The 21,335-nt window shown below is 33.9% G+C and carries 14 protein-coding genes; 13 read left to right on the top strand and 1 reads right to left on the bottom strand.

Annotated elements, in window-relative coordinates:
* The first annotated feature begins 221 nt into the window (after positions 1-221).
* The 7 genes from BXU01_RS15015 to BXU01_RS14985 all read left to right on the top strand — a co-directional run bounded on the left by BXU01_RS15015 (position 222) and on the right by BXU01_RS14985 (position 8,497).
* Positions 222-1,685: an AAA family ATPase gene (locus BXU01_RS15015; protein ID WP_083693958.1), complete on the top strand. Its 1,464-nt coding sequence runs from the start codon at positions 222-224 to the stop codon at positions 1,683-1,685.
* 150 nt (positions 1,686-1,835) lie between these two features.
* Complete coding sequence (locus BXU01_RS15010; RefSeq protein ID WP_056253976.1) at positions 1,836-2,429, top strand: 2OG-Fe(II) oxygenase family protein; 594 nt, start codon at positions 1,836-1,838, stop codon at positions 2,427-2,429.
* 297 nt (positions 2,430-2,726) lie between these two features.
* A complete protein-coding gene (locus tag BXU01_RS15005; protein WP_083693957.1) occupies positions 2,727-3,167 on the top strand; it encodes a MarR family winged helix-turn-helix transcriptional regulator in 441 nt (146 codons plus the stop codon).
* A gap of 1 nt (position 3,168) precedes the next feature.
* Positions 3,169-4,488 carry a serine hydrolase gene (locus BXU01_RS15000; protein WP_083693956.1) on the top strand — a complete coding sequence of 440 codons (1,320 nt, stop codon included), beginning with the start codon at positions 3,169-3,171 and terminating at the stop codon, positions 4,486-4,488.
* Between the two features lie 30 nt (positions 4,489-4,518).
* Positions 4,519-5,373 carry an EamA family transporter gene (locus BXU01_RS14995; RefSeq protein WP_083693955.1) on the top strand — a complete coding sequence of 285 codons (855 nt, stop codon included), beginning with the start codon at positions 4,519-4,521 and terminating at the stop codon, positions 5,371-5,373.
* A gap of 461 nt (positions 5,374-5,834) precedes the next feature.
* Positions 5,835-7,121: a Glu/Leu/Phe/Val dehydrogenase gene (locus BXU01_RS14990; protein ID WP_255373779.1), complete on the top strand. Its 1,287-nt coding sequence runs from the start codon at positions 5,835-5,837 to the stop codon at positions 7,119-7,121.
* Positions 7,122-7,273: 152 nt separating this feature from the next.
* A complete protein-coding gene (locus tag BXU01_RS14985) occupies positions 7,274-8,497 on the top strand; it encodes a sterol desaturase family protein (RefSeq protein ID WP_083693954.1) in 1,224 nt (407 codons plus the stop codon).
* A gap of 231 nt (positions 8,498-8,728) precedes the next feature.
* Here BXU01_RS14985 and BXU01_RS14980 read toward each other — a convergent pair whose 3' ends face one another.
* Positions 8,729-10,327 carry a DUF6377 domain-containing protein gene (locus BXU01_RS14980; protein ID WP_083693953.1) on the bottom strand — a complete coding sequence of 533 codons (1,599 nt, stop codon included), beginning with the start codon at positions 10,325-10,327 and terminating at the stop codon, positions 8,729-8,731.
* Positions 10,328-10,807: 480 nt separating this feature from the next.
* Here BXU01_RS14980 and BXU01_RS14975 point away from each other — a divergent pair, with 480 nt between their 5' ends.
* The 6 genes from BXU01_RS14975 to BXU01_RS14950 all read left to right on the top strand — a co-directional run bounded on the left by BXU01_RS14975 (position 10,808) and on the right by BXU01_RS14950 (position 21,264).
* Positions 10,808-11,332: a DUF5004 domain-containing protein gene (locus BXU01_RS14975; RefSeq protein ID WP_083693952.1), complete on the top strand. Its 525-nt coding sequence runs from the start codon at positions 10,808-10,810 to the stop codon at positions 11,330-11,332.
* 99 nt (positions 11,333-11,431) lie between these two features.
* Positions 11,432-12,514 carry a hypothetical protein gene (locus BXU01_RS14970; protein WP_083693985.1) on the top strand — a complete coding sequence of 361 codons (1,083 nt, stop codon included), beginning with the start codon at positions 11,432-11,434 and terminating at the stop codon, positions 12,512-12,514.
* A 120-nt stretch (positions 12,515-12,634) separates the two neighbouring features.
* Positions 12,635-15,655, top strand: a complete 3,021-nt coding sequence (locus BXU01_RS14965) for a TonB-dependent receptor (RefSeq protein ID WP_083693951.1) — start codon at positions 12,635-12,637, stop codon at positions 15,653-15,655.
* A 24-nt stretch (positions 15,656-15,679) separates the two neighbouring features.
* Positions 15,680-17,185, top strand: a complete 1,506-nt coding sequence (locus BXU01_RS14960; RefSeq protein ID WP_083693950.1) for a RagB/SusD family nutrient uptake outer membrane protein — start codon at positions 15,680-15,682, stop codon at positions 17,183-17,185.
* 790 nt (positions 17,186-17,975) lie between these two features.
* On the top strand, positions 17,976-19,220 hold the full coding sequence (locus tag BXU01_RS14955; RefSeq protein WP_083693949.1) for a glycoside hydrolase family 71/99-like protein: 1,245 nt from the start codon (positions 17,976-17,978) through the stop codon (positions 19,218-19,220).
* 25 nt (positions 19,221-19,245) lie between these two features.
* On the top strand, positions 19,246-21,264 hold the full coding sequence (locus BXU01_RS14950) for a glycoside hydrolase family 97 protein (RefSeq protein WP_083693948.1): 2,019 nt from the start codon (positions 19,246-19,248) through the stop codon (positions 21,262-21,264).
* Positions 21,265-21,335 lie beyond the last annotated feature (71 nt).

Raw genomic sequence — 21,335 nt, 5'->3', positions numbered from 1 at the left:
GAGCGTTCCGAGGCTTCGGAAGAATTGGTTTTTTAGACAACGTATATCCGTAGAGGCGCACAACAGTGCATCTTACACAATGTTTAAAAGAAAGAGACAACGATTTTATACATAACGCATATCGTAGAGGCGCACAGCAGTGCGTCTCCCGCAAAGAAATTCCACAATACATTTCATCTGCATAAAAATAAAAATATAACAAAAACAGATATTTCATAAAAATGGAAATAAATAACATAAACACTCTAGGTCAATTAAAAGCCGCAGGATATAAAAGTATAAGTATCAAAGACGAATTACGAAATAATCTTCGTGAGAAAATAAAATCGGGAAAACCTGTTTTTGAAGGCGTTCATGGTTTCGAAAATACTGTAATTCCAGAATTGGAACGAGCGATTTTATCACGTCATAATATTAATTTATTAGGACTTCGTGGTCAGGCGAAAACACGTTTGGCACGTAAAATGGTCGAATTATTAGATGAATATATTCCTTTTGTTGAAGGATCAGAAATCAATGACGATCCTTTGAATCCAATCTCTCGTTTTGCCAGAGATCTGATTGCAGAAAAAGGAGATGAAACACCAATTTCATGGTTGCACAGAAACGAACGTTTCTTCGAAAAACTGGCAACACCGGATGTTACTGTTGCAGATTTAATAGGAGATGTAGATCCTATAAAAGCAGCCAATTTAAAATTATCATATGCTGATGATCGCGTGATACACTTCGGGATGATCCCTAGAGCCAATCGTTGTATTTTTGTAATCAACGAATTACCTGATTTACAAGCCAGAATTCAGGTCGCACTATTTAATATTTTGCAGGAAGGTGATATTCAGATTAGAGGATTTAAATTAAGAATGCCGCTTGATATGCAATTTATATTTACAGCAAATCCGGAAGATTATACCAATCGAGGAAGCATTGTAACGCCATTAAAAGATAGAATTGGATCTCAAATTCTGACACATTATCCTGAAAGTGTTGCAATTGCCAGAACTATTACAGAACAGGAAGCTAAGTTAGACGAGACACAACATAAACTGGTTCATGTACCAAGTTTAGCCAAAGATATTCTGGAACAAATAAGTTTTGAAGCTCGTGATAGTGAATATATTGACAATAAAAGCGGAGTAAGTGCAAGAATGAGTATTACGGCTTACGAAAATTTAATGAGTACGGCTGAACGTCGCGCTTTAAAAGCCGGTGTAGATAAAACGACGCTGCGCTTGTCTGATTTTATTGGAATAATTCCTGCTATTACCGGAAAAGTAGAATTGGTTTACGAAGGAGAACAGGAGGGAGCCGCTGCAGTTGCACAGAATTTAATTGGATCAGCAATTCGAACATTATTCCCAACACTTTTACCTAAGATTGAAAAACTGGAAAAACCAGATGCTAAAACACCGTATTCTGATTTGATAGAATGGTTTTTTGCCGAAAGTGGTTTTGAGTTATTAGATGATGCATCAGATAAGGAATATCAGGCTATTTTAGACGAAGTAACACCTTTAGATGTTTTACTCAAAAAATATCAGCCACAATTAGATAAAAAAGACCAGTATTTCATGAAAGAATTTATTTTATGGGGATTGGTAGAATATAAAAAATTAAGCAAAGATCGTTTTGCTCAAGGACATCAGTTTAAAGATATGTACGGAAGTTATATTAGTAAATTATAAATTGTGAATTATTAATTAATTTTCACATAATAGACAAACCCGACAGGTTTTTAAAACCTGTCGGGTTTATTATTTCTAAAAAGCACATTTCTATTTTTATTTCGTCTACCTTGCTACGTTGGCTGTATTTGCAGTTTTCCCAAAACAAAAATGGAAAATAGTTTCGAAGATTTGATTGCGAGTTATATTGAAAACAAAGTTGGAATATCGGAGCATTTTTTAAGCCCTGAACTGGCAAATCATTTAAAACAAAACTTACTCGATTTAAATGAGAAAAGTTTATTGCAGGCGGCAGGAATTGGCAATTCAGAGAAACTTTCTTACGACGGAGCTATCAGGAGCGATTCTATATATTGGTTAGACAAAAAGCATAATAATGTATTCGAAAATGAATTTTTTGATAAAATTGATGCCTTTATTCTCTACCTGAATGAAAGCTGTTATACCGGAATTACTGGTTACGAATTTCACTATTCCTTATATGAAACCGGAGATTTCTACCTGAAACATTTAGATCAGTTCAAAAATAATCCAAGCCGAAAATACTCGATGATTAGCTATCTTAACAGCAATTGGCAGGAAAGCGACGGAGGAGAACTGATGATTCATCAGGAAAATAACAATCAGAAAATATCGCCTACTCAGGGCAAAACAGTTTTTTTTAAAAGCAACGAATTAGTGCATGAAGTTCTCGTTACTCAAAATACAAGAATGAGTATTACTGGATGGCTAAAGAGTGATTAGGTTTTAGAAGATAGAATATAGAAAATAGAAGATAGAAAAAAGAGAGTTTAACCGCAAAGAGCGCTAAGATTTTCACCTTTATTACGTTGAGAAAACACAAAGTTCGCAAAGCTAGTTCAATACAAAGCTTTGCGAACTTTGTGTTTTTGTAAAACGGCTTAATTAAAAAAAAACTTTGCGCTCTTTGCGGTAAAATTCTAATTATAATTAACCAGTTTTAAATCTAAATGAGTTTTTTTTAACCATTATTAGGTTTTATATTGATATATCAATTATATTTACATCAAATAAAAAGATATGAAAATTGAAAATCCAACAGGAACAGCTCTTTATTCAATAGAAAAAGCAATCAAGGAATATCGAAAGCTGGCACAGAAAAATATTAGCAAAGTTGTAAAAGATATTACAGTAGATCAATGTCTGGTATTGATTATACTAAATGATAATCAGAATATTTCTCAAAACGAATTAGCGAATCTTGTATTTAAGGACAATGCTTCAATTACAAGAATGATCGAATTAATGGTTAAAAAAGATTATTTAACCCGAACCATTCATATGGAAGATCGAAGAAAATTCAATCTCAAAATTACCGATAAAGGGATAAAAACGCTTGAACTGATACAACCGGTTATTCAAAATAACAGACAAACAGCACTTGATGGTTTATCGTTAGAAGAAATAACTTTACTGGACAAAACACTCCATAAAATAATCATTAATTGCAAAAATAAATAGTATGAAATCAGGATTAACTCTCATTGCATTGTTAGTATTTACTTTTGGATATTCACAAAAAGAACTTAATACAAAACTAGAACAATACATGGATGCACAATTTGCCTTTAACGATTTTAGTGGCACCGTATTAGTTTCTAAAAACGATTCGATAGTATTTAAAAAAGCATATGGCTTTGCTGATTACGAGTGGAAAGTAAAAAATGAAATAGATTCGAAATTTAGTCTGGCTTCAGTTTCAAAGCAATTTACGGCTGTGGCCATTTTACAATTGGCTGAAAATAAAAAACTTTCTTTAGACGATCCTCTTAGTAAGTATTTTGCTGTTTTTCCTAAGGGAGATAAGATAACTTTAAAGATGATGCTGACTCACAATTCAGGATTAGAAATGGATTATGACGAATTGTATTTAACAAAAACGGATCTCGATAAAGATTCGGTTTATACCTATCTGGCAAAAAAGCCTTTATTGTTTGAACCAGGCACTAGTACAGCTTACAGTAATATTGGTTATTATTTATTAGCGCGCATTATCGAGAAAGTATCCGGACAATCTTATTCAGCATATTTAAAGCAAAATTTATTTCATAAAGCAAAAATGTACCATTCAGGAGTTTCAACAAATGATGTAATAGTCGATAAAATGACTCACAGATATTATTTTAACGATAATAAATTAGTGAAAAATCCGTACATCAACTGGAACTTTAATCTGGGACATGACGGTGTTTATTCGAATGTAGAAGATTTAAATTTATGGAATAAAGCGCTTTTTGAGAGTCAGACATTAATATCTGAAGAATCAAAAAAGAAAATGTTTACGTCGTACAATGAGCAAAATTTTGGTTTTGGAGTTATTGTTAATCCTTTTTACAATCAGAATCATCAGTTAATTGCGCATGACGGAGGTTTTTTTGGTGCCATGACTTCATTTAATAAATTTACTGAGGATAAAGTTTTTATTACTGTTTTATCCAATAACCAATCAAAATCATATTATATCGCTTATGGCCTTGCGGGAATATGTTTTGGGAAAGAAGTCGAGCTTCCGTACAAACACATTGAAAAAGTGATTGATACTAAAGTTTACGATCAATATATTGGTGATTATGGAGATATTAAAATCCTGAAGAAAGATAATAAGTTATATTACAATGACTATAATATCGAATTGCTGCCGGAATCTCCAACGAAATTTTTTCGCTCAGATAATAACAATACTACATTGGAATTTTTTAAAAATAAAAAAGGAAAAATTACGCAGCTTGAAATAAAAAAGGCTGGAATAAAAGAAATAAAAAATAAAACTAAAGGAGTTTAAACACTATTTTTGTGCTCAAAATTTGATACTATGTTATTTCTTGTTTTAAGTATTTTGTGCAGTGTAATTGTTGGAGTTATTTTCAAAATAACCCGAAAATATAATGGCAACCCAACACAAATCGTAGCGCTTAATTATGTGACGGCCCTTGCGCTTTGTTACTTTACCTATAGTCCAAATCTGGCAGAAGTGAATGCTAATGCACCCTGGAACATTTATATTGCGATTGGGGTTTTATTGCCTTTTGTTTTTCTTTCGCTTGTAGCTTCGATAAAGCACATGGGAATTGTAAAAACCGATGCCGCGCAGCGATTATCACTGTTTATACCCATACTTGCTGCCTGGCTTATTTTTAAGGAAGAATTTAATACGTATAAAGTTATTGGTATCGTAATTGGTTTTTTGGCATTGTTATTCATTTTAAGAAAACAATCCGGAAACACACAAAACAAATGGTTTTTTCCTGCTGCTGTTTTAATTGGTTTTGGAGTCATTGATATCCTGTTTAAACAAATCGCACTTTATACTACTTTACCTTATCCAACATCCTTATTTGTTGTTTTTTGCATTTCTTGTGCAGTAGCTATTTTAATTTCAATTTATGAAGTGGCTGTTAAAAAAGTAAAATTAGAACCTAAAAATTTGATTTTTGGAGTTTTGGTTGGCGTTTTCAACTTCGGAAATATTCTGTTTTATTTAAAAGCACACAAGGCTTTCGCTGATAATCCTTCGACAGTTTTTGCCGGAATGAATATGGGCGTTATCATTTTAGGAAGTCTGGTTGGTCTGCTTTTTTTCAAGGAAAAATTATCCAAAATCAATTTTATTGGAATCTTTCTGGCCTTAATTTCTATTATTTTAATTGTTATTTCACAATTTAATTAATTTTTTTTATCTTTTAAAGTATTGGTTTTAAAGATGTTTTGTATTATTTTTAATAATATTAGAAATAAACTCGACTAATTCTATAGAATTTATAAATTATATTTATAGATTTGCATTAACAATGAAAAACTATAGTCTAAATATCATCCCGTTTATGTGCAGCTTCACGATGTGTTGCATGGAGAACGATGCGATGAAATGGCGTTAATAGAGAAAGTACTTGTTAGTTATTTTTTTTTTTAGCCTTTCATGCACCATGAAGGGCTTTTTTTTAGAACTATTAAAAAATTAATGAAATGAGATCAAATAGAAATACAAACATTATGATGCAATGCTGTCTTATGAAAATTCCATGTTGCAGTTGCCTAATTATTTATAAGTAATAAAAGTGCTTTTGTAAAAAGTATTTTAACAGATCAATTTCTAAATTCAATAAACCCCAATTTCTAAAAAAATATATCATGAGTACAGAATTAATAAAACAGAATCCTTTTCAATCCATGATTGATCGCTTTAATATCGCCGCAGATATTCTAAATCTTGATGAATCAATCAGGCAGAAACTGCAACGACCTGAAAAACAAATTGTCGTTAATTTTTCTATCACACTGGATAATGGAAACCAGCAAAATTTCGAAGGATATCGTGTGATTCATAATACGGCTTTAGGCCCGTCAAAAGGAGGGATTCGTTACGATAGTGCAGTAAACCTGGACGAGGTAAAAGCTCTTGCGGCCTGGATGACCTGGAAATCTGCCGTTACGGGAATTCCGTTTGGAGGAGCAAAAGGCGGAATCATTTGTGATCCAAGAACACTTTCTAAAACAGAATTAGAAAAAATTACCAGAGCCTATACAAAAGCATTATCAGATATTTTTGGACCTGAAAAAGATGTTCCGGCTCCGGACATGGGAACTGGTCCTGACGAAATGGGCTGGTTAATGGATGAATTCTCGTTAGTACACGGCAAAACGATTCATGCTGTTGTAACCGGGAAGCATTTACACTCAGGAGGATCTTTAGGCAGGGTAGAAGCAACCGGAAGAGGTGTAAGCATAATTACTTTACTGGCACTTCAAAAATTAAAACTAAGACCTGCAAGATCCAGCGTTGCAATTCAGGGTTTTGGAAATGTAGGATTGCATTCGGCCTTGTTTTTATTCGAAAAAGGACTAAAAGTAGTTGCTGTAAGCGATGTTTCTGAAGCTTTTTATAATCCTGAAGGATTGAATATTCCGGAATTAATTCTATACTATAATTTAAATAATAAAAGTATCAAAGGATATCCAAATTCAGTTGCCATCAAACATGAAGAGTTATTATTGTTAGATGTCGATGTTTTGATTCCGGCGGCTAAAGAAGATGTTATTACGCAAAAAAATGCCAATGATATTAGAGCTAAAATTATAGTTGAAGGTGCAAACGGACCAGTTTCTTCTGATGCTGATCAGATATTGCACAATAATAATGTTTTGGTTGTTCCTGACATTTTAGCCAATGCGGGAGGCGTTACGGTTTCTTACTTCGAATGGCTTCAAAATTCGCTTTTAGAATCCTGGAGAATTCACCAGATTAATACCCGTTTAGAGGATATTTTAGAGAAAGGTTTTGAAACTGTTTTTAGAGTTGCAGCAAAACATAACGTAACGCCGCGTATTGCTGCCTATATTATTGCTTTACAAAAAGTAGCCGATACACAGTCTGTTAAAGAAGTTGCGCTCGATACGCCAAAGTTTAAGCAGAATTAAGAATTAGAGAGAAATTTAGAACGAGATTATTTTCATTGATTGGTATTATTCTGAAAGGAAAAAATAATATTAATCAATGAAAATATCTTTTCGTTTAAATCAGAATGAGTTATTTATAATTTTTTACAAATCAAAAAAAGTAATTTTTAAAAATGGAACATATTAATTTTCTTGCCTTCGCAATGCCCGCTTTTTTCCTTTTCTTATTTTTAGAATATAAAATAGCGCAACGTAGTAAGAGACCTGAAATTTTTAATTATGAAAGTTCAGTTTCAAATATTAGCATTGGTATTGCAGAGCGATTGATAAATTTATTTATAGCCGCAAGTTTTTATCAATTGTATTATTTGATCTATAACAACTATAGAATTTTTGATATTCCTAGTAATGTGGTTGTTTGGTTTGCCCTGATTCTTGCGACAGATTTTGTCTGGTATTGGTATCACAGATTGGGTCATGAAGTCAACTTTTTTTGGGCGGCACATATTGTGCATCATCATAGCGAAGAGTTTAATTTTACTGCTGCGGCCAGAATTACAACTTTTCAGGCTATTGTGAGAACAGGATTCTGGTGCGTGCTTCCGTTTGTTGGTTTTCATCCCTCGATGGTCATTACAATGCTTATTGTCCACGGAGCTTATTCCTTTTTTACGCATACCCAGCTTATTGGTAAAATAAAATGGCTGGAATATGTTTTTGTAACACCATCTGTTCATGGTATTCATCATGCTTCTGATGAGAAGTATTTAGATAAAAATTACGGTGATATGTTTACCTTTTGGGACCGCCTTTTTGGGACTTTCCAGGAAGAGGAAGAAAAGCCAAAATACGGATTAACGCATCCGCTAAAAAGCTATAGTTTTTTGTGGCAGCACTTTCATTATTATTTTGAGATTTACGAATTATGGAAACGTTCTAACGGTTTTAACGCCAAATGGAAAGCCGTTTTTGGAAGTCCCGCCCATATGGATCAGGATATCAGGCCAATATTAGAAAAACGTTTCCTGCAGGATAAAGAGAACCCGCATCAAAGGCTTCGTTTTAAAAACTATCTTTATATTCAGTTGGGATTATGTACTTTATGTCTAACCGTTTTTACATACTATTTTGATTATTTAGAGCTGATTGATAAAATCTTTGTTTTATTTATAATTCTAATCACACTTGTCAATTGTGGCGCTTTATTAGAACAGCGAAAATGGATTTATTATCTCGAATACGGCCGTATATTTATTGTAACGACTTATTTTTTATATCAGGAAGATCTTATTTCGTTTTTCTTTGTTCCGCTTGCGATCATGATTTTTGCGGAGCAGTTATTTTCGTTAAGTACACGTTATCAAAATGTAGTTCTTCAATTAGAAACTTCAGAGTAATTTTTTGCCACAGATTAAAAGGATTAGAAAGATTACTAATTTGTTGGGTGTATTTTTGCCAAGAATTACACAAATTTGCACAAATCAATTCTCTTACTATATATGAGTTTTTTTTGCCACGAATTCACGAACTTTTTTAATATTAATTCGTGAATTCGTGGCATTTTTATAAATCGTTTACTGCATAAAAAATCTTTTTAATCCTTTTAATCTGTGGCTAAAAACATATTTTTAAATCGTCTTAATCGCCATAATTTTCTCCTCAAAAGTATCTTTAAAATCTGATTTGCTTTTGATTCTGGTTTTATACGTATAGATTGTAGCTACAGAAAGTTCCAGAAATTCAGCCATCTGGCTACTGTCCTGAATTCCTAATCTATACAAAGCAAAAATGCGGAGTTCTGTGTTTAAAAGCTCTCCTTTTTTAACCACACATTTATGATCATTGGGAAATAAATGATTAAAATCAGTCACGAAAGTAGGGAATAACTTCAGGAAGATTTCATCAAACTGATGAAAGAGATTTTCGCGTTCTTCCTTTACATTATAACGTTTTAAACTCGCTATGACTTCGTCTGTTTTTTTAGTAATGATTTTATGAAGTGTGCTTTTTTGCAAATGATCTATTTTATTAATAAAAGCCGAAGTCGCCTTGATAAAATAAGTGATATATTCTTCTTTTATTGCATTTGCTTCACTGAGGCTAATATTCATTTCCTGAAGCTGGGCATATGACGAAGCCATTATTTTTCGGGCTTTATTTCGTTCTTTTAGTTGTTTGAAAATAATAATCGAGAACAAAATAATAATCAATGTCAAAATCGTTAATAGAATAATAATCTTTTCCAATTTATCGTTTTTGTCCTTTACATTGTTCAGTTGTGCTTTTTCGATAATGGGCAAAATAGACGAAATTTCAATTTTTCGATGTCTTGCATTGTAAAAAGTCGCATCATCCATAGCAATATTAATATACTCGTTTGCTTTGTCTAAATATCCCATTTTAAAAAGTTCGTTGGCTAAATTTCTAAGCGCAACGGTTTCTTTAGTCGCATTTTTAACATCGGCAATAGCCGCAAGAGCGAGATATTGAATCGCTTTTTTTGTATATCCTCTTTCTGAATAAATATAACCAAGGCTCGAGGTTGCTATTCCGTAATAATCCGGAGGCAATTTATAGTTATTAATCCAGTAACTGAACGCAAATTCAGCACCTCGCCAATCTTGCTGTTTAAGGCGTTTTAAACTTTCTGCTGCCCAATATTCATTTGTATTTGTACCAATTAATTCTAAAGCTTTTTGCAGGAAATGATTCCCTTGTTGTACATAATGAATGTTAAAGCGCTGATCTCGGTTATAATCGGCTAAATCATAATAAGCGCGTGCTTTTATAGAATAAAACTCGAATTTGTTTCTCTGGTCCAGTTTTTTGTCGTCAATAACATTCAAGGTATCAATAGCTTCCTTAAAAAGTCCGGAAGACAGCAATACAAATCCCTCCTTGATTCGGCTTTTAGCAAGGTATTTGGGCTCTTTTAAAACAATGGCTTTTATTTTAGCCTGTTCTAAATAATAATAAGCTGAGTCGTATTTAAAAGATTTATATTCTTCAAATAACAGCATATAATTATCATAGAGCTGTTCGCTGTTTTGGCTTAAAGTAAATTTTGATACATTTTTTTTTAAGGCTTCTATTTTACGATATTTCTGTTTTAAATAAATATCCTTTTTCAGGAGTACCTTATCTAATTCTTCCAGAACAGGATTTGTCTCCTTCGCAGTTAGAGAAAAACCTGCAATGAAAAAATATAGAATTACTATTCTTCGCATGTTTTTGGTTTGGTTAAGGGTAAAAAAGTTTAAGTTCTGTTTGAGTTAATTCGTTTTTAATACAAAATTAATTTAAGAGCTGATGATTAGCAACTTTTAAAAATTCGGGCAGTTTCATTTCGTGATCTGTCTGGAAAAGCGGAAATAAAGGGGTGAAAGTGGTTTCGAAATGTTAAAAGTAGTCTAATAACTTGCAATTATACAATAAAAACCAATTAATTATATGTATAGTGAAAAAATAATCTGTTTTAATTTACATATTGTCATTTTTACCATTATTTATATACTTTTTATCTAAACAGTATCTTGATTTTTGCTTCTGTAAAAATATTGTAAAATATTGATTTTGTGTGTTTTGGTGATTAATTTATAGAGATTTTATCTTGATTTTTTACAGATATTTTTTTTTAGATTTATTTAACGTCTAGTTTCGTGCTGTCCTTTTAGAGGGATAAAAAAACTAACAAAAACCAAAATTTTATGAGATGTAAAAGTATTTACTGGTTAGCTGTCATGATGTGTTTGTTTGCAATTTCCTGCGATAACACAGAAGACGGAAGCTACGTTGATCCAATCACTATTTATGAGAAAGTAAATGGAAATTGGGGATTAACAAACTTGAAAATGGTCGATGACTTTGCAAAAGCAAGTAAGATCGAGCCAAGCGAAGAAAACTTGAGTACCTATTTTAACTACGAAGATTTTAAATTAAAATTCAACGTAGATGAAAAGAACAATCCCACGAGTTATGAAGTAACAGGCAATGTTCCTCCTTTATTTGCCCCAAAAGGATATTGGCAGCTAAGCTCAGACTTTCAGCCAACAAATCCCGGTAACGCTATTAAAATTTACTTGTATAGCGATGCACAAAAAACACAGAAAACAGATGAATTGAGATTATCATCAGTTCCCGGAAAAAATGGGGAGATGGAAATCCAGTTATCACGCACTTCAGGAGGTGTTGCATTTGTATCTTATGTATTTAAATTAAGTGCCATTAAATAAAAAGTAATATGAAATTGCCAGGATTGATTCCGTATTGAAAACAACGGAATGAAGAATTGCGAAAACCATATTCCGTTAAAAAACAAATATTATCTACGTATGAAAAAATTTATATATACAATTTTACTGGCCCTAATGATGGCTCCTAATTTTTTGCACGCGCAAGAAACTGCAGGATCGGTGGGTAGTATGTCATCATTTCCTGTGGTATACAAATATGATGAAAAAGTAACCTGGTTTTTTGATTTGTCTGCAACAACATTTGCAGAGAATGAAGATCTTTATATCTGGATCTGGTCACCATCAGAACCGGATGCGGGACATTGGGAAAACTCATCTGATTTTGCCAAACTGACTCACGTAAAAGATAAAATCTGGAGTTTTACTTTAACTCCAACAGAATATTTTTCCAAAACTGCAGCTCAAATTGCTGCAAGTGACGGTTTTTGGTTTCGTTTAAAAAACAAAAACGGATCAAAACAAAGTGAAGTGGCGAATATGCCTTATACAGATTTTACCTCATTTTACACGGCTAATGAGCTGATCAGAGCTTATCCAACCAAACCAACTATTGATAAAGGTGTAAGCATTTTGTTTAATGCGAATTTAGCTCCTGGATTTGCAGGTGCTACAAGTGTACACATACATAGCGGATTAAATGATTGGGATGTTCAGCAAATGTATGAAGCTTCGAAACCGGAAATTGCCGAAAAAACAAAACTAAAAGATTTAGGAAACGGTTTTTATAAAATGGATTTAGTTCCTAAAGACTATTACAATACGCCTGATGGTTACGAAATGAAAAATTTAGTATTTCTGATGGTAAAAGACAATTGGGCAGGAACAACTCCTGATCAGGTTTTATTTGCAGGCGCTTATGTACCGCCACCACCGCCGGTTTTTGGATTTTTTCCTTTACAAATCAGTCAAAAAGATTTTCTTGGAATGTCCAGAAAAAATAATGAATCTGGTGTAAACAAATTAATCTATACCATTACAGCCGGATCTAAAGTAATTTCAGGTGAATTTACAGGAGGAACGAGTGAAATAAAAGGATTTGTAAACTTGGTTTCAGAGCTTAAAGATGTTCCAAATTTAAACGAAATACATGTTTTGGTAAAAGATAATAAAGACAAAACGATTTCGGACACAACGATCCCTCTTAAAACCTTAGACAAATAATTCACGATCAATTAAAACATCAATTCAATGAAATGAGCATAACCCAAAAATTGGTCATAACAGGCTAATAGTGGATATGCGAATTACATATGACCGATAAAAAACAATAAATAACTACATATGAATAGTAAAAATAAAAAAATGGTCCTGCATTATATGTGGACTACTAAAAATATGGTATTCATGATTTTCATGCTTTTTCTTTCGGCAGGAATGTTTGCTCAGGAAAAAAAGCAGGTATCAGGTACCGTTTATGATAATACGGGAAGTGTATTACCGGGCGCAACGGTAATCGAGGTTGGTACAAGAAACGCCACCACAACAGATTTTGACGGTAAATTTTCCTTATCTGTAGCCGTAGGAGGTTCTATAGAGGTTTCTTTTATAGGATCAACCACTCAAAAGGTTCTCATAACGGCAGCAACAAAACCCAACATAGATGTTCGTTTACAAAACGACGGTTATATGCTTGCTGAAGTTCAGGTAGTTTCTGTAGGGTACGGAACACAAAAGAAATCAGATTTAACAGGAGCAATTTCAAGTTTGAAATCGGATGATTTGATAAAAGGAACAATTTCTTCTACAGAGCAGGTTTTACAAGGAAAAGTAGCGGGATTAAATATCATTCGTCCTTCTGGAGATCCGGCTGCAGGTTCTACGATACGTTTGCGTGGAGGAACATCCTTAACAGCAAGCAACAGTCCGCTGATTGTGGTTGATGGTATTGCAGGTGTAGATATCAATATCGTTCAGCCTTCTGATATTAAATCTGTGGATGTTCTTAAAGATGCATCGGCAACAGCCATTTATGGTTCAAGAGGAGCAAACGGGGTTATTATTATTACGACTAAATCCGGTACAAAAGGAGTTTCTGTTACTTACAGCGGCTTATCAAGTGTAGGTTATGTAACGGATAATTTAGATCTTTTGTCAGCAAATCAATGGAGAGCATATGTTCGTTCTACCGGAAATACTGATGCCGTTGATTATGGCGGAAATACAAACTGGCAAAAAGCATTACAGCAAACTGCTATTTCGCAATCGCATACTTTGAGTATTAATTCCGGAAAAACGGATAGTGGTTTTAGAACTTCACTTTCTTACCTGAATAATGAAGGTGTTATAAAATCAACCGGTCTGGAAAGATTAAGCGGAAATATTAATGCGTATCAATATCTTGGAGATAATAAAGAGGTAAAATTTGATATGGGTTTATTTGCCAATGTTGATAAATGGCATCCGTTAGATTACAGAATTTTTGAACGTTCATATAATTTAAATCCAACAATTCCGGTATATGATGCTAACGGAAAATTTTCATCTGTTTCAGGAACTCTTTACGAAAATCCTGTTGAAATTTTGACCAATAGAACGGTTGATAACGAAAGACACAGATTGTTAGGATACTTTAAAACGGAAGTAAAATTTTTAAAAGATTTTCTTGCTGTAGCCAATATATCCTATGAACACAATGCAGTAAAAGGAAGTACTTACAAACCAAGTTACGCAGTTCTGGAAGGAATTACTGAAAATGGTTATGCTCAAAAAACATATACAGAGTTTGCGAATGCACAAGGTGAACTGTATGTAAATTATAATAAAGTAATAGATAAACATACTATTGGCGCACTTGTCGGATACTCTTATTTAGAGAATATTTATGAAGGTTTTGGAGCACAACGCAGTGGTTTTGTGACAGATGCTTTTAGTTATAACAATCTTGGTGCAGGATATAATTATCGTTTGGGCGATGTGTATTCTTATAAAGGAAAATCAAATTTGGTTTCTTTTTATGCGCGTGCCAATTATGCGTATGATGGTAAATATTTGCTAACCGGTACGGTAAGAAGAGATGGTTCGAGCCGTTTTGGTGAAAACAATAAATGGGGAACATTTCCATCTGCTTCTGTTGCCTGGAAAGTGTCAAGCGAAGAATTTATGAGCAATACAAAAGGCTGGCTGGACAATCTTAAATTTAGAGTTGGTTACGGAGTTACAGGAAACCAGGACGGAATTGGCGAATACAAATCGCTTTCGATCTTAGGAGTTGGAAATGACAGTTACTACGATCCAACTACAGGAACGTGGAGTTTAGCGTATTCGCCAAAACAAAACCCGAATCCTGATTTAAAATGGGAGTCAACAAAACAATTAAACATTGGTGTAGATTTTAGTTTATTCAACAGGATTACAGGTTCATTCGAATATTATTCTAAAAACACAGATGATTTATTGTATACTTATGAAGTGCCTCAGCCTCCGTATTTAGTAGGAACAATGCTGGCAAATGTGGGCGAAATGTCGAATAAAGGAGTTGAACTTACATTGAATGCTGATATCATAAAAGGAGATAAATTCTCGTGGAATGCGAATTTAACTTTAGGGCACAACGTTCAGAAAATCGAAAAATTATCAAATCCTACTTATAAAACAGATGTTATTTACAGTGGTTCTCTTCACGGATTAGCGGGAATGTCAGGGCAATATTCTCAAATTATTGCCGAAGGTTATCCTGTTGGAACTTTCTGGGGTTTTGAAAGTGCAGGACTTGGCGCTGACGGAAAAATGTTATACTACAATGCTGCCGGAGACAAAGTGCTGGATACTGCTTTAGTCGATGGTGATAAAAGAGATTTAGGAAACATTCAGCCTGATTTGACTATGGGTGTTGGAATGAATTTTACTTACGGAAATTTTGATCTTGGCGTTTCAGGATATGGAATGTTTGGTCAAAAAGCATTGAATGCCACAAACATGATGCTAAACGATCCTAACAGATTACCCACTTTTAATGTTCCGGATGATTTTCTGGGCAGCGGCATTACATCTGCTCCAAAATATTCAAGTTACTGGATCGAGGATGCTTCTTTCTTCAGGCTTCAAACAGTTTCAGTAGGTTATACTTTGCCTTTAAAATATAAAAATTCAAAGCTTAGAATATATCTTATGGGAGAAAATCTGGCTGTATTTACAAGTTACAAAGGTGTAGATCCGGAGATTGGCTTAAACGCGCAGGACGGAATTAATCAAACCGGAAAATTGGATGAAACCGGATTAGCGGCTCCTGGAATCGACAGATATAATAATTATCCTAGGCCAACAACAATTTCTGTTGGATTAAATTTTACGCTAAATAACTAAGCGATTAACTCAAAAATATAGAAAATGAAAATCAAAATAACAGCGGCAATATTAATGAGCATGCTTTTTACGATATCATGTACCAATTTAAATGAAGATTTATATGATAAAGTAGAAGATGGAAATTTTGGAAACACTCCAAAAGAAGTTGATGCATTAGTTGGCGGAGCTTATTCTTCGTTAAGAGGATTTGCAGATGGGATTTCTAATAATTATCCAACCTCAGAATATGTATTCTTTTTAAATGAAACCGTTTCAGACGAAGCCACAATCCCAACAAGAGGAACAAACTGGTACGATGGCGGTCAATATCAGGATGCGCAAAAACATACCTGGAGAACAGATAATCGCTTGATTCTTTCGGCATGGCGTTACAATTATACCGGAATTGCCAAAATCAATTCGATCCTTTATCAGGTAGATAAATCATCGTTGACAGATGCGGCAAAAGCACCCATTTATGCAGAGCTAAAATCATTGAGAGCTTATTATTACTATAATCTTCTGGATTTATTTGGGAATGTGCCAATCGTAGTAAATTTTGAAGACACCTCTTTGCCATCAAATTCTACCAGAAAACAAGTATATGATTTTGTTGAGAAAGAGTTATTAGATGCTCTTCCGCATTTAAATTCAAATATTGTGTATTCTAAATTCACAAAAAACGTAGCCTATTCTTTATTGGCGAGATTGTATCTCAACTCTGAAGCTTTTGTTGGTACAGCGCGTTGGCAGGATTGCATCAATATGTGCCAGAAAGTTAAGGGATATACTTTAACACCTGACTTTTTTGCCAATTTTGCGACACAAAACGAAAAATCGCCAGAGATAATTTTCGCTATTCCTTACGATCAAAAAGCAGGAACAGTGGGTAATTATATGAACTCAATGTCTTGTCATTATCTGCATAAATTAACAATTTCTGCCGGAGGAAATGATTATCCGTGGAGTGCAAACGGAATGTGTGCACAACCGGGAGTTTATTCAGCTTTTGCTGAAACAGATAAAAGAAGAAAATGTATGGTTGCCGGCGACCAGATTAATGCGGCTACAGGTCAGGTTATTGTAATGGATAACGGAGAACCGCTTACCTATACTGAAGAAGTGACAAGTGTTGCTGACGCGAAAGAAAATCAGGGAGTTCGTTTAGGAAAATACGAAATGAAAGCCGGAGAACAATGGGAACGTGATCACGATTTTGTCCTGATTCGTTATGCCGAAATTTTAATGATGCAAGCCGAATGTTATGTCCGTATGGGAGCTGCAGATTTAGCAAAACCTTTTATACAACAAATTACAGCACGTGCCGGAGAAGAAATGCCAACCATAATCGATCTTAATTTTATAGATAAAGAATTGTTGAAAGAATTTACTTTTGAAGGAAGACGAAGAACAGATAACATCCGTTTTGGAACCTTCTTTCAATCGTGGTGGGAAAAAGGACCAACAGAAAAATACAGAGCTATTTTCCCAATCCCGAGCACAGTTTTAACTACCAATAAAAACCTGGTACAGAATCCTGGGTATTAGGTTATTGAATGTCAGTCTTCTATGTTGGTTAGTCGTAGAAGGCTGACATATTTTATATTTTTTTTCTGTCACAGATTAGAGGATTAAAATGATTTTAAAAAAGTTTCACGCAGATTTTGCAGATTAAAACAGATATAATTTTGATGTATTAATATTAAATCTGTACGATTTGCTTCAATCTATTTAGAAACTGCGGGAAATATTTTAGCCACAGATTAAAGGATTAAAAAGGATTAAATTTTTTTGTAAATCTTTAAAACCAGTGAAAAAAAAATCAGCTAAATCTGCCAAATCTGCGAGAGATAATTTAGTCACAGATTAGAGAATTAAAATGATTTTAAAAAAGTTTCACGCAGATTTTGCAGATTAAAGCAGATCCAATTTAGATTTAGTTACAATTAATCTGCAGAATTTGCTTAAATCTTTTTTAATCTGCGGGAAATATTTTAGCCACAGATTAAAAGGATTAAAAAGGATTAAATTTTTTTTAAATCTTTAAAACCAGTGAAAAAAAAAATCAGCTAAATCTGCCAAATCTGCGAGAGAAAATTTTAGCCACAGATTAGAGAATTAAAAGGATTAAAAAATGTTTCACGCAGATTTTGCAGATTAAAACAGATTCAATTTAGATTTAGTTACAATTAATCTGCAGAATTCGCTTAAATCTTTTTGAATCTGCGTGAAATAATAGAATCACACTGTTAGGAAATAAAATAAGAAATCCTTTTTAATCAGTGGCAAAAAAAAAACAAGAATACCATAAGCCAGTCATAAAAATAAATAATACAATATGAAAAGATCTATCACATTATTGTTTTTTGGGATTCTGAATATTTTAGTCGTCACGAGTTGCAGCAGCGATGACAAAGGTTCAGAGACACCTACAGAACCGGAAACAATTGAACCTGTTGCGATTGAAAAAACAAATAGCACCAAAATTTATGTTCACTATATGCCTTGGTTTGAAACCAATGAAAGTAGTGCCGATAAAAAATGGGGATATCACTGGACAATGGCCAACAAAAATCCTAATAACATTGGCGCAAATAATCGCAGGGAAATCGCTTCATATTATTATCCGCTAATTGGTCCATATCATTCAGGCGATAAAAATGTGATCGAAAATCATTTGTTATTGATGAAGTATTCAGGAATCGATGGTGTTTTGATCGATTGGTATGGCACTTTTGATGTAAACGATTATCGAATGGTAAAAGAAAATACAGAACAGCTTATCGCCATGTTAGACAAAGTTGGACTAGAATATGCCATTGTTTATGAAGATCGATTTTTGCCGAATGTAGTAAATGCAGGAAAAGCAATTTCAGTTACCGGAGCTGCAAAAACCGATTTAGCATATTTGCAAAACAACTATTTCGATGATAAAAATTATATCAAAATAAACGGAAAACCATTGTTGCTTAATTTTGGACCAATTGTATTGCAATCACCTGCCGAATGGACCAACGTTTTTAATACGCTGACCACAAAACCTACCTTTTTAACCCTCTGGAATGAATCTGCAGATGCAGGAGACAATGCCTCGGGAGAATATGCATGGGTATATAAAAACAATACCTACCTCGCTAATTTTTATGCGAATAATAAACCAAAACTGACTGTTGCAATGGGAAGTGCTTATCCCGGTTTTAAAGATTTTTATGCTGATGGTGGAGGCGGAGCAGCAATAGGATGGACCATAGAGCATAATAACGGAGCGACGCTTGATGAAACACTTTCTATGGCCAGGAATGCGAATCTAAATTATCTACAGCTTATTACCTGGAATGACTTTGGAGAAGGAACAATGTTCGAACCAACAGTAGAATTTGGTTATACCTATATCGAAAAAGTAAAAGCATTTGCAGGTGTAAAAAATACCGAAACTGTTTTTCCGGATATCAGTGCCATGTATAAGCTGCGAATAGAAAAGAAAGGCAATGCCGATGCCCAGAAAAAATTAGATCAGGCTTTTAATTATTTTGTTTCGATGCAGCCAGCAAAAGCAAAACAGTTACTAAACGAAATTAAATAAGAGTTGTAATTAATACAATTAAATAATGAAAAACATAAAATACAGATACTGTCTAATCGCTTTAGCTTCAATTTTACTATTTGCCTGCAGTACAAAAAAAACATACAAAATAAGTTCTCCGGGAAAAAATACCGAATTAGTTTTTGAATTAACGCCTTCCGGTCAGCCTCAATATAGTTTTACATCAAACGGAAAATCAGTTATAGAACCTTCTTTATTGGGATTTGAATTTAAGGGAATCCAAAAAATGACCGATGGTTTTGAAGTGGTTTCTACCGAAGAAAAATCAGCAGATGAAACCTGGGAACAACCCTGGGGTGAATTTAAAAAGGTAAGAGATCACCACAACGAACTAATTGTTCATTTGAAAGAATCAAAAAACGAAGAACGTTTGGTCGATATTATCTTCAGGGTTTTTGATGATGGTGTTGGTTTTAGATATGAATTTCCAAAACAGCCTAACTTAGGTAAAGTAGAAATATCAAACGAAATCACACAATTCACTTTTAAATCAGAAAATGATGTCTGGTGGATTCCCGTGCATCGCGAAAACAGCTATTACGAAAGTACCTACCGCAAAACGCCTGTTAGTAAAACTGATACAATCAATACACCGGCAACTTTAGAAACCAAAGAAAAATTATTTGTGGCGATTCATGAAGCCAACTTAACTGATTTTACGTCAATGACGTTATTAAAAACAAATAACAAACAATACAAAAGCGAATTGGTGCCTTGGGCAAATGGTGTAAAAGTATATGCCGAAACTCCGTTTAAAACACCGTGGAGAACTATTGTAGTAGGTAAAACTCCCGGAGATGTGGCAACATCTACAATTATGCTAAATCTAAATGAACCATCAAAAATAGAAGACCTTTCCTGGATTACACCATCGAAATATATAGGAATTTGGTGGGGAATGCATTTAGAAAAATATACTTGGGGACAAGGATCAAAACATGGTGCAACGACTAAAAATACCAAAGAATACATTGATTTTGCTGCACAAAATAATTTAGACGGAGTTCTGGTCGAAGGCTGGAACGAAGGCTGGGATGGAGACTGGACTGCAGACGGATCTTCATTTAGTTTTGTAAAAGCATATCCGGATTTTAATCTCGAAGAAATTACAAAATATGCAGCGATCAAAAATGTCCGTTTAATTGGTCACCACGAAACCGCCGGAGCAACCAAACATTACGAAAGCCAGTTAGAAGATGCTTTTAAATTGTATCAGAAAATGGGCGTAAATACCGTAAAAACCGGTTATGTAAATAAATATTTAGATAAAAAAGAATGGCACGATAGCCAATATGGCGCACGTCATTACAGAAAAGTGATGGAAACGGCAGCCAAATATCATATCATGATCGACAATCACGAACCTATAAAAGGAACAGGATTGCAGCGTACATACCCTAACTTTATGACACAAGAAGGTGGCAGAGGACAAGAATACAACGCGTGGTCTATAGATGGAGGAAATACTCCGGAACATTTAACAACTTTACCTTTTACCAGAATGCTTTCCGGACCTTTTGATTATACACCGGGTAATTTTAATTTTGATTATAAAACACCTTCAGGAGCCAGAGTGCAAACGACTTTGGCAAATCAATTGGCCTTGTATGTTATTATTTTCAGCCCGTTGCAAATGGCTTCAGATTTACCGGAAAATTATGTAGGAAAACCTGAATTTCAGTTTATAAAAGATGTGCCCTGCAATTGGTCAGATACTAAAGTATTAGAGTCAAAAATAGGAGAATACACGACAATTGTTCGTAAAGACTGGGACGAAAAAAACTGGTATTTAGGAACTATTACAAACAGTTCTGCAAGAGATCTTAAAGTAGATTTATCGTTTTTAGATAAAGGAAAAGAATATGAAGCCGAAATTTATGCAGACGGAGCAGGAGCAAATTATAAAACAAATCCGTATCCTGTTACAATTTCAAAACAAAAAGTAAATAGTAAAACAATTCTGGATCTTAAATTGGCAGCTGGAGGAGGAACAGCTATAAAATTTACTCCAATACAAAAATAAGTTAGTTGGTTTATTTTGAGTTAAGTTTAAGTTTGAGCAATGAACCCGATAGCTGTAAAAGTTATCGGGTT

This window comes from [Flexibacter] sp. ATCC 35103 (genome assembly GCF_001975985.1).
Taxonomy (GTDB): Bacteria; Bacteroidota; Bacteroidia; order Flavobacteriales; family Flavobacteriaceae; genus Flavobacterium.
Note: the sequence above shows the minus strand (reverse complement) of the source record. Positions and strands in the feature narration are given on the sequence as shown.

Excerpts from the sequence above, each read along its gene's own strand:
- BXU01_RS15015 (WP_083693958.1), top strand. The coding sequence starts at position 222 with ATGGAAATAAATAACATAAACACTCTAGGTCAATTAAAAGCCGCAGGA.
- BXU01_RS15010 (WP_056253976.1), top strand. The coding sequence starts at position 1,836 with ATGGAAAATAGTTTCGAAGATTTGATTGCGAGTTATATTGAAAACAAA.
- BXU01_RS15005 (WP_083693957.1), top strand. The coding sequence starts at position 2,727 with ATGAAAATTGAAAATCCAACAGGAACAGCTCTTTATTCAATAGAAAAA.
- BXU01_RS15000 (WP_083693956.1), top strand. The coding sequence starts at position 3,169 with ATGAAATCAGGATTAACTCTCATTGCATTGTTAGTATTTACTTTTGGA.
- BXU01_RS14995 (WP_083693955.1), top strand. The coding sequence starts at position 4,519 with ATGTTATTTCTTGTTTTAAGTATTTTGTGCAGTGTAATTGTTGGAGTT.
- BXU01_RS14990 (WP_255373779.1), top strand. The coding sequence starts at position 5,835 with ATGAGTACAGAATTAATAAAACAGAATCCTTTTCAATCCATGATTGAT.
- BXU01_RS14985 (WP_083693954.1), top strand. The coding sequence starts at position 7,274 with ATGGAACATATTAATTTTCTTGCCTTCGCAATGCCCGCTTTTTTCCTT.
- BXU01_RS14980 (WP_083693953.1), bottom strand. The coding sequence starts at position 10,327 with ATGCGAAGAATAGTAATTCTATATTTTTTCATTGCAGGTTTTTCTCTA.
- BXU01_RS14975 (WP_083693952.1), top strand. The coding sequence starts at position 10,808 with ATGAGATGTAAAAGTATTTACTGGTTAGCTGTCATGATGTGTTTGTTT.
- BXU01_RS14970 (WP_083693985.1), top strand. The coding sequence starts at position 11,432 with ATGAAAAAATTTATATATACAATTTTACTGGCCCTAATGATGGCTCCT.
- BXU01_RS14965 (WP_083693951.1), top strand. The coding sequence starts at position 12,635 with ATGAATAGTAAAAATAAAAAAATGGTCCTGCATTATATGTGGACTACT.
- BXU01_RS14960 (WP_083693950.1), top strand. The coding sequence starts at position 15,680 with ATGAAAATCAAAATAACAGCGGCAATATTAATGAGCATGCTTTTTACG.
- BXU01_RS14955 (WP_083693949.1), top strand. The coding sequence starts at position 17,976 with ATGAAAAGATCTATCACATTATTGTTTTTTGGGATTCTGAATATTTTA.
- BXU01_RS14950 (WP_083693948.1), top strand. The coding sequence starts at position 19,246 with ATGAAAAACATAAAATACAGATACTGTCTAATCGCTTTAGCTTCAATT.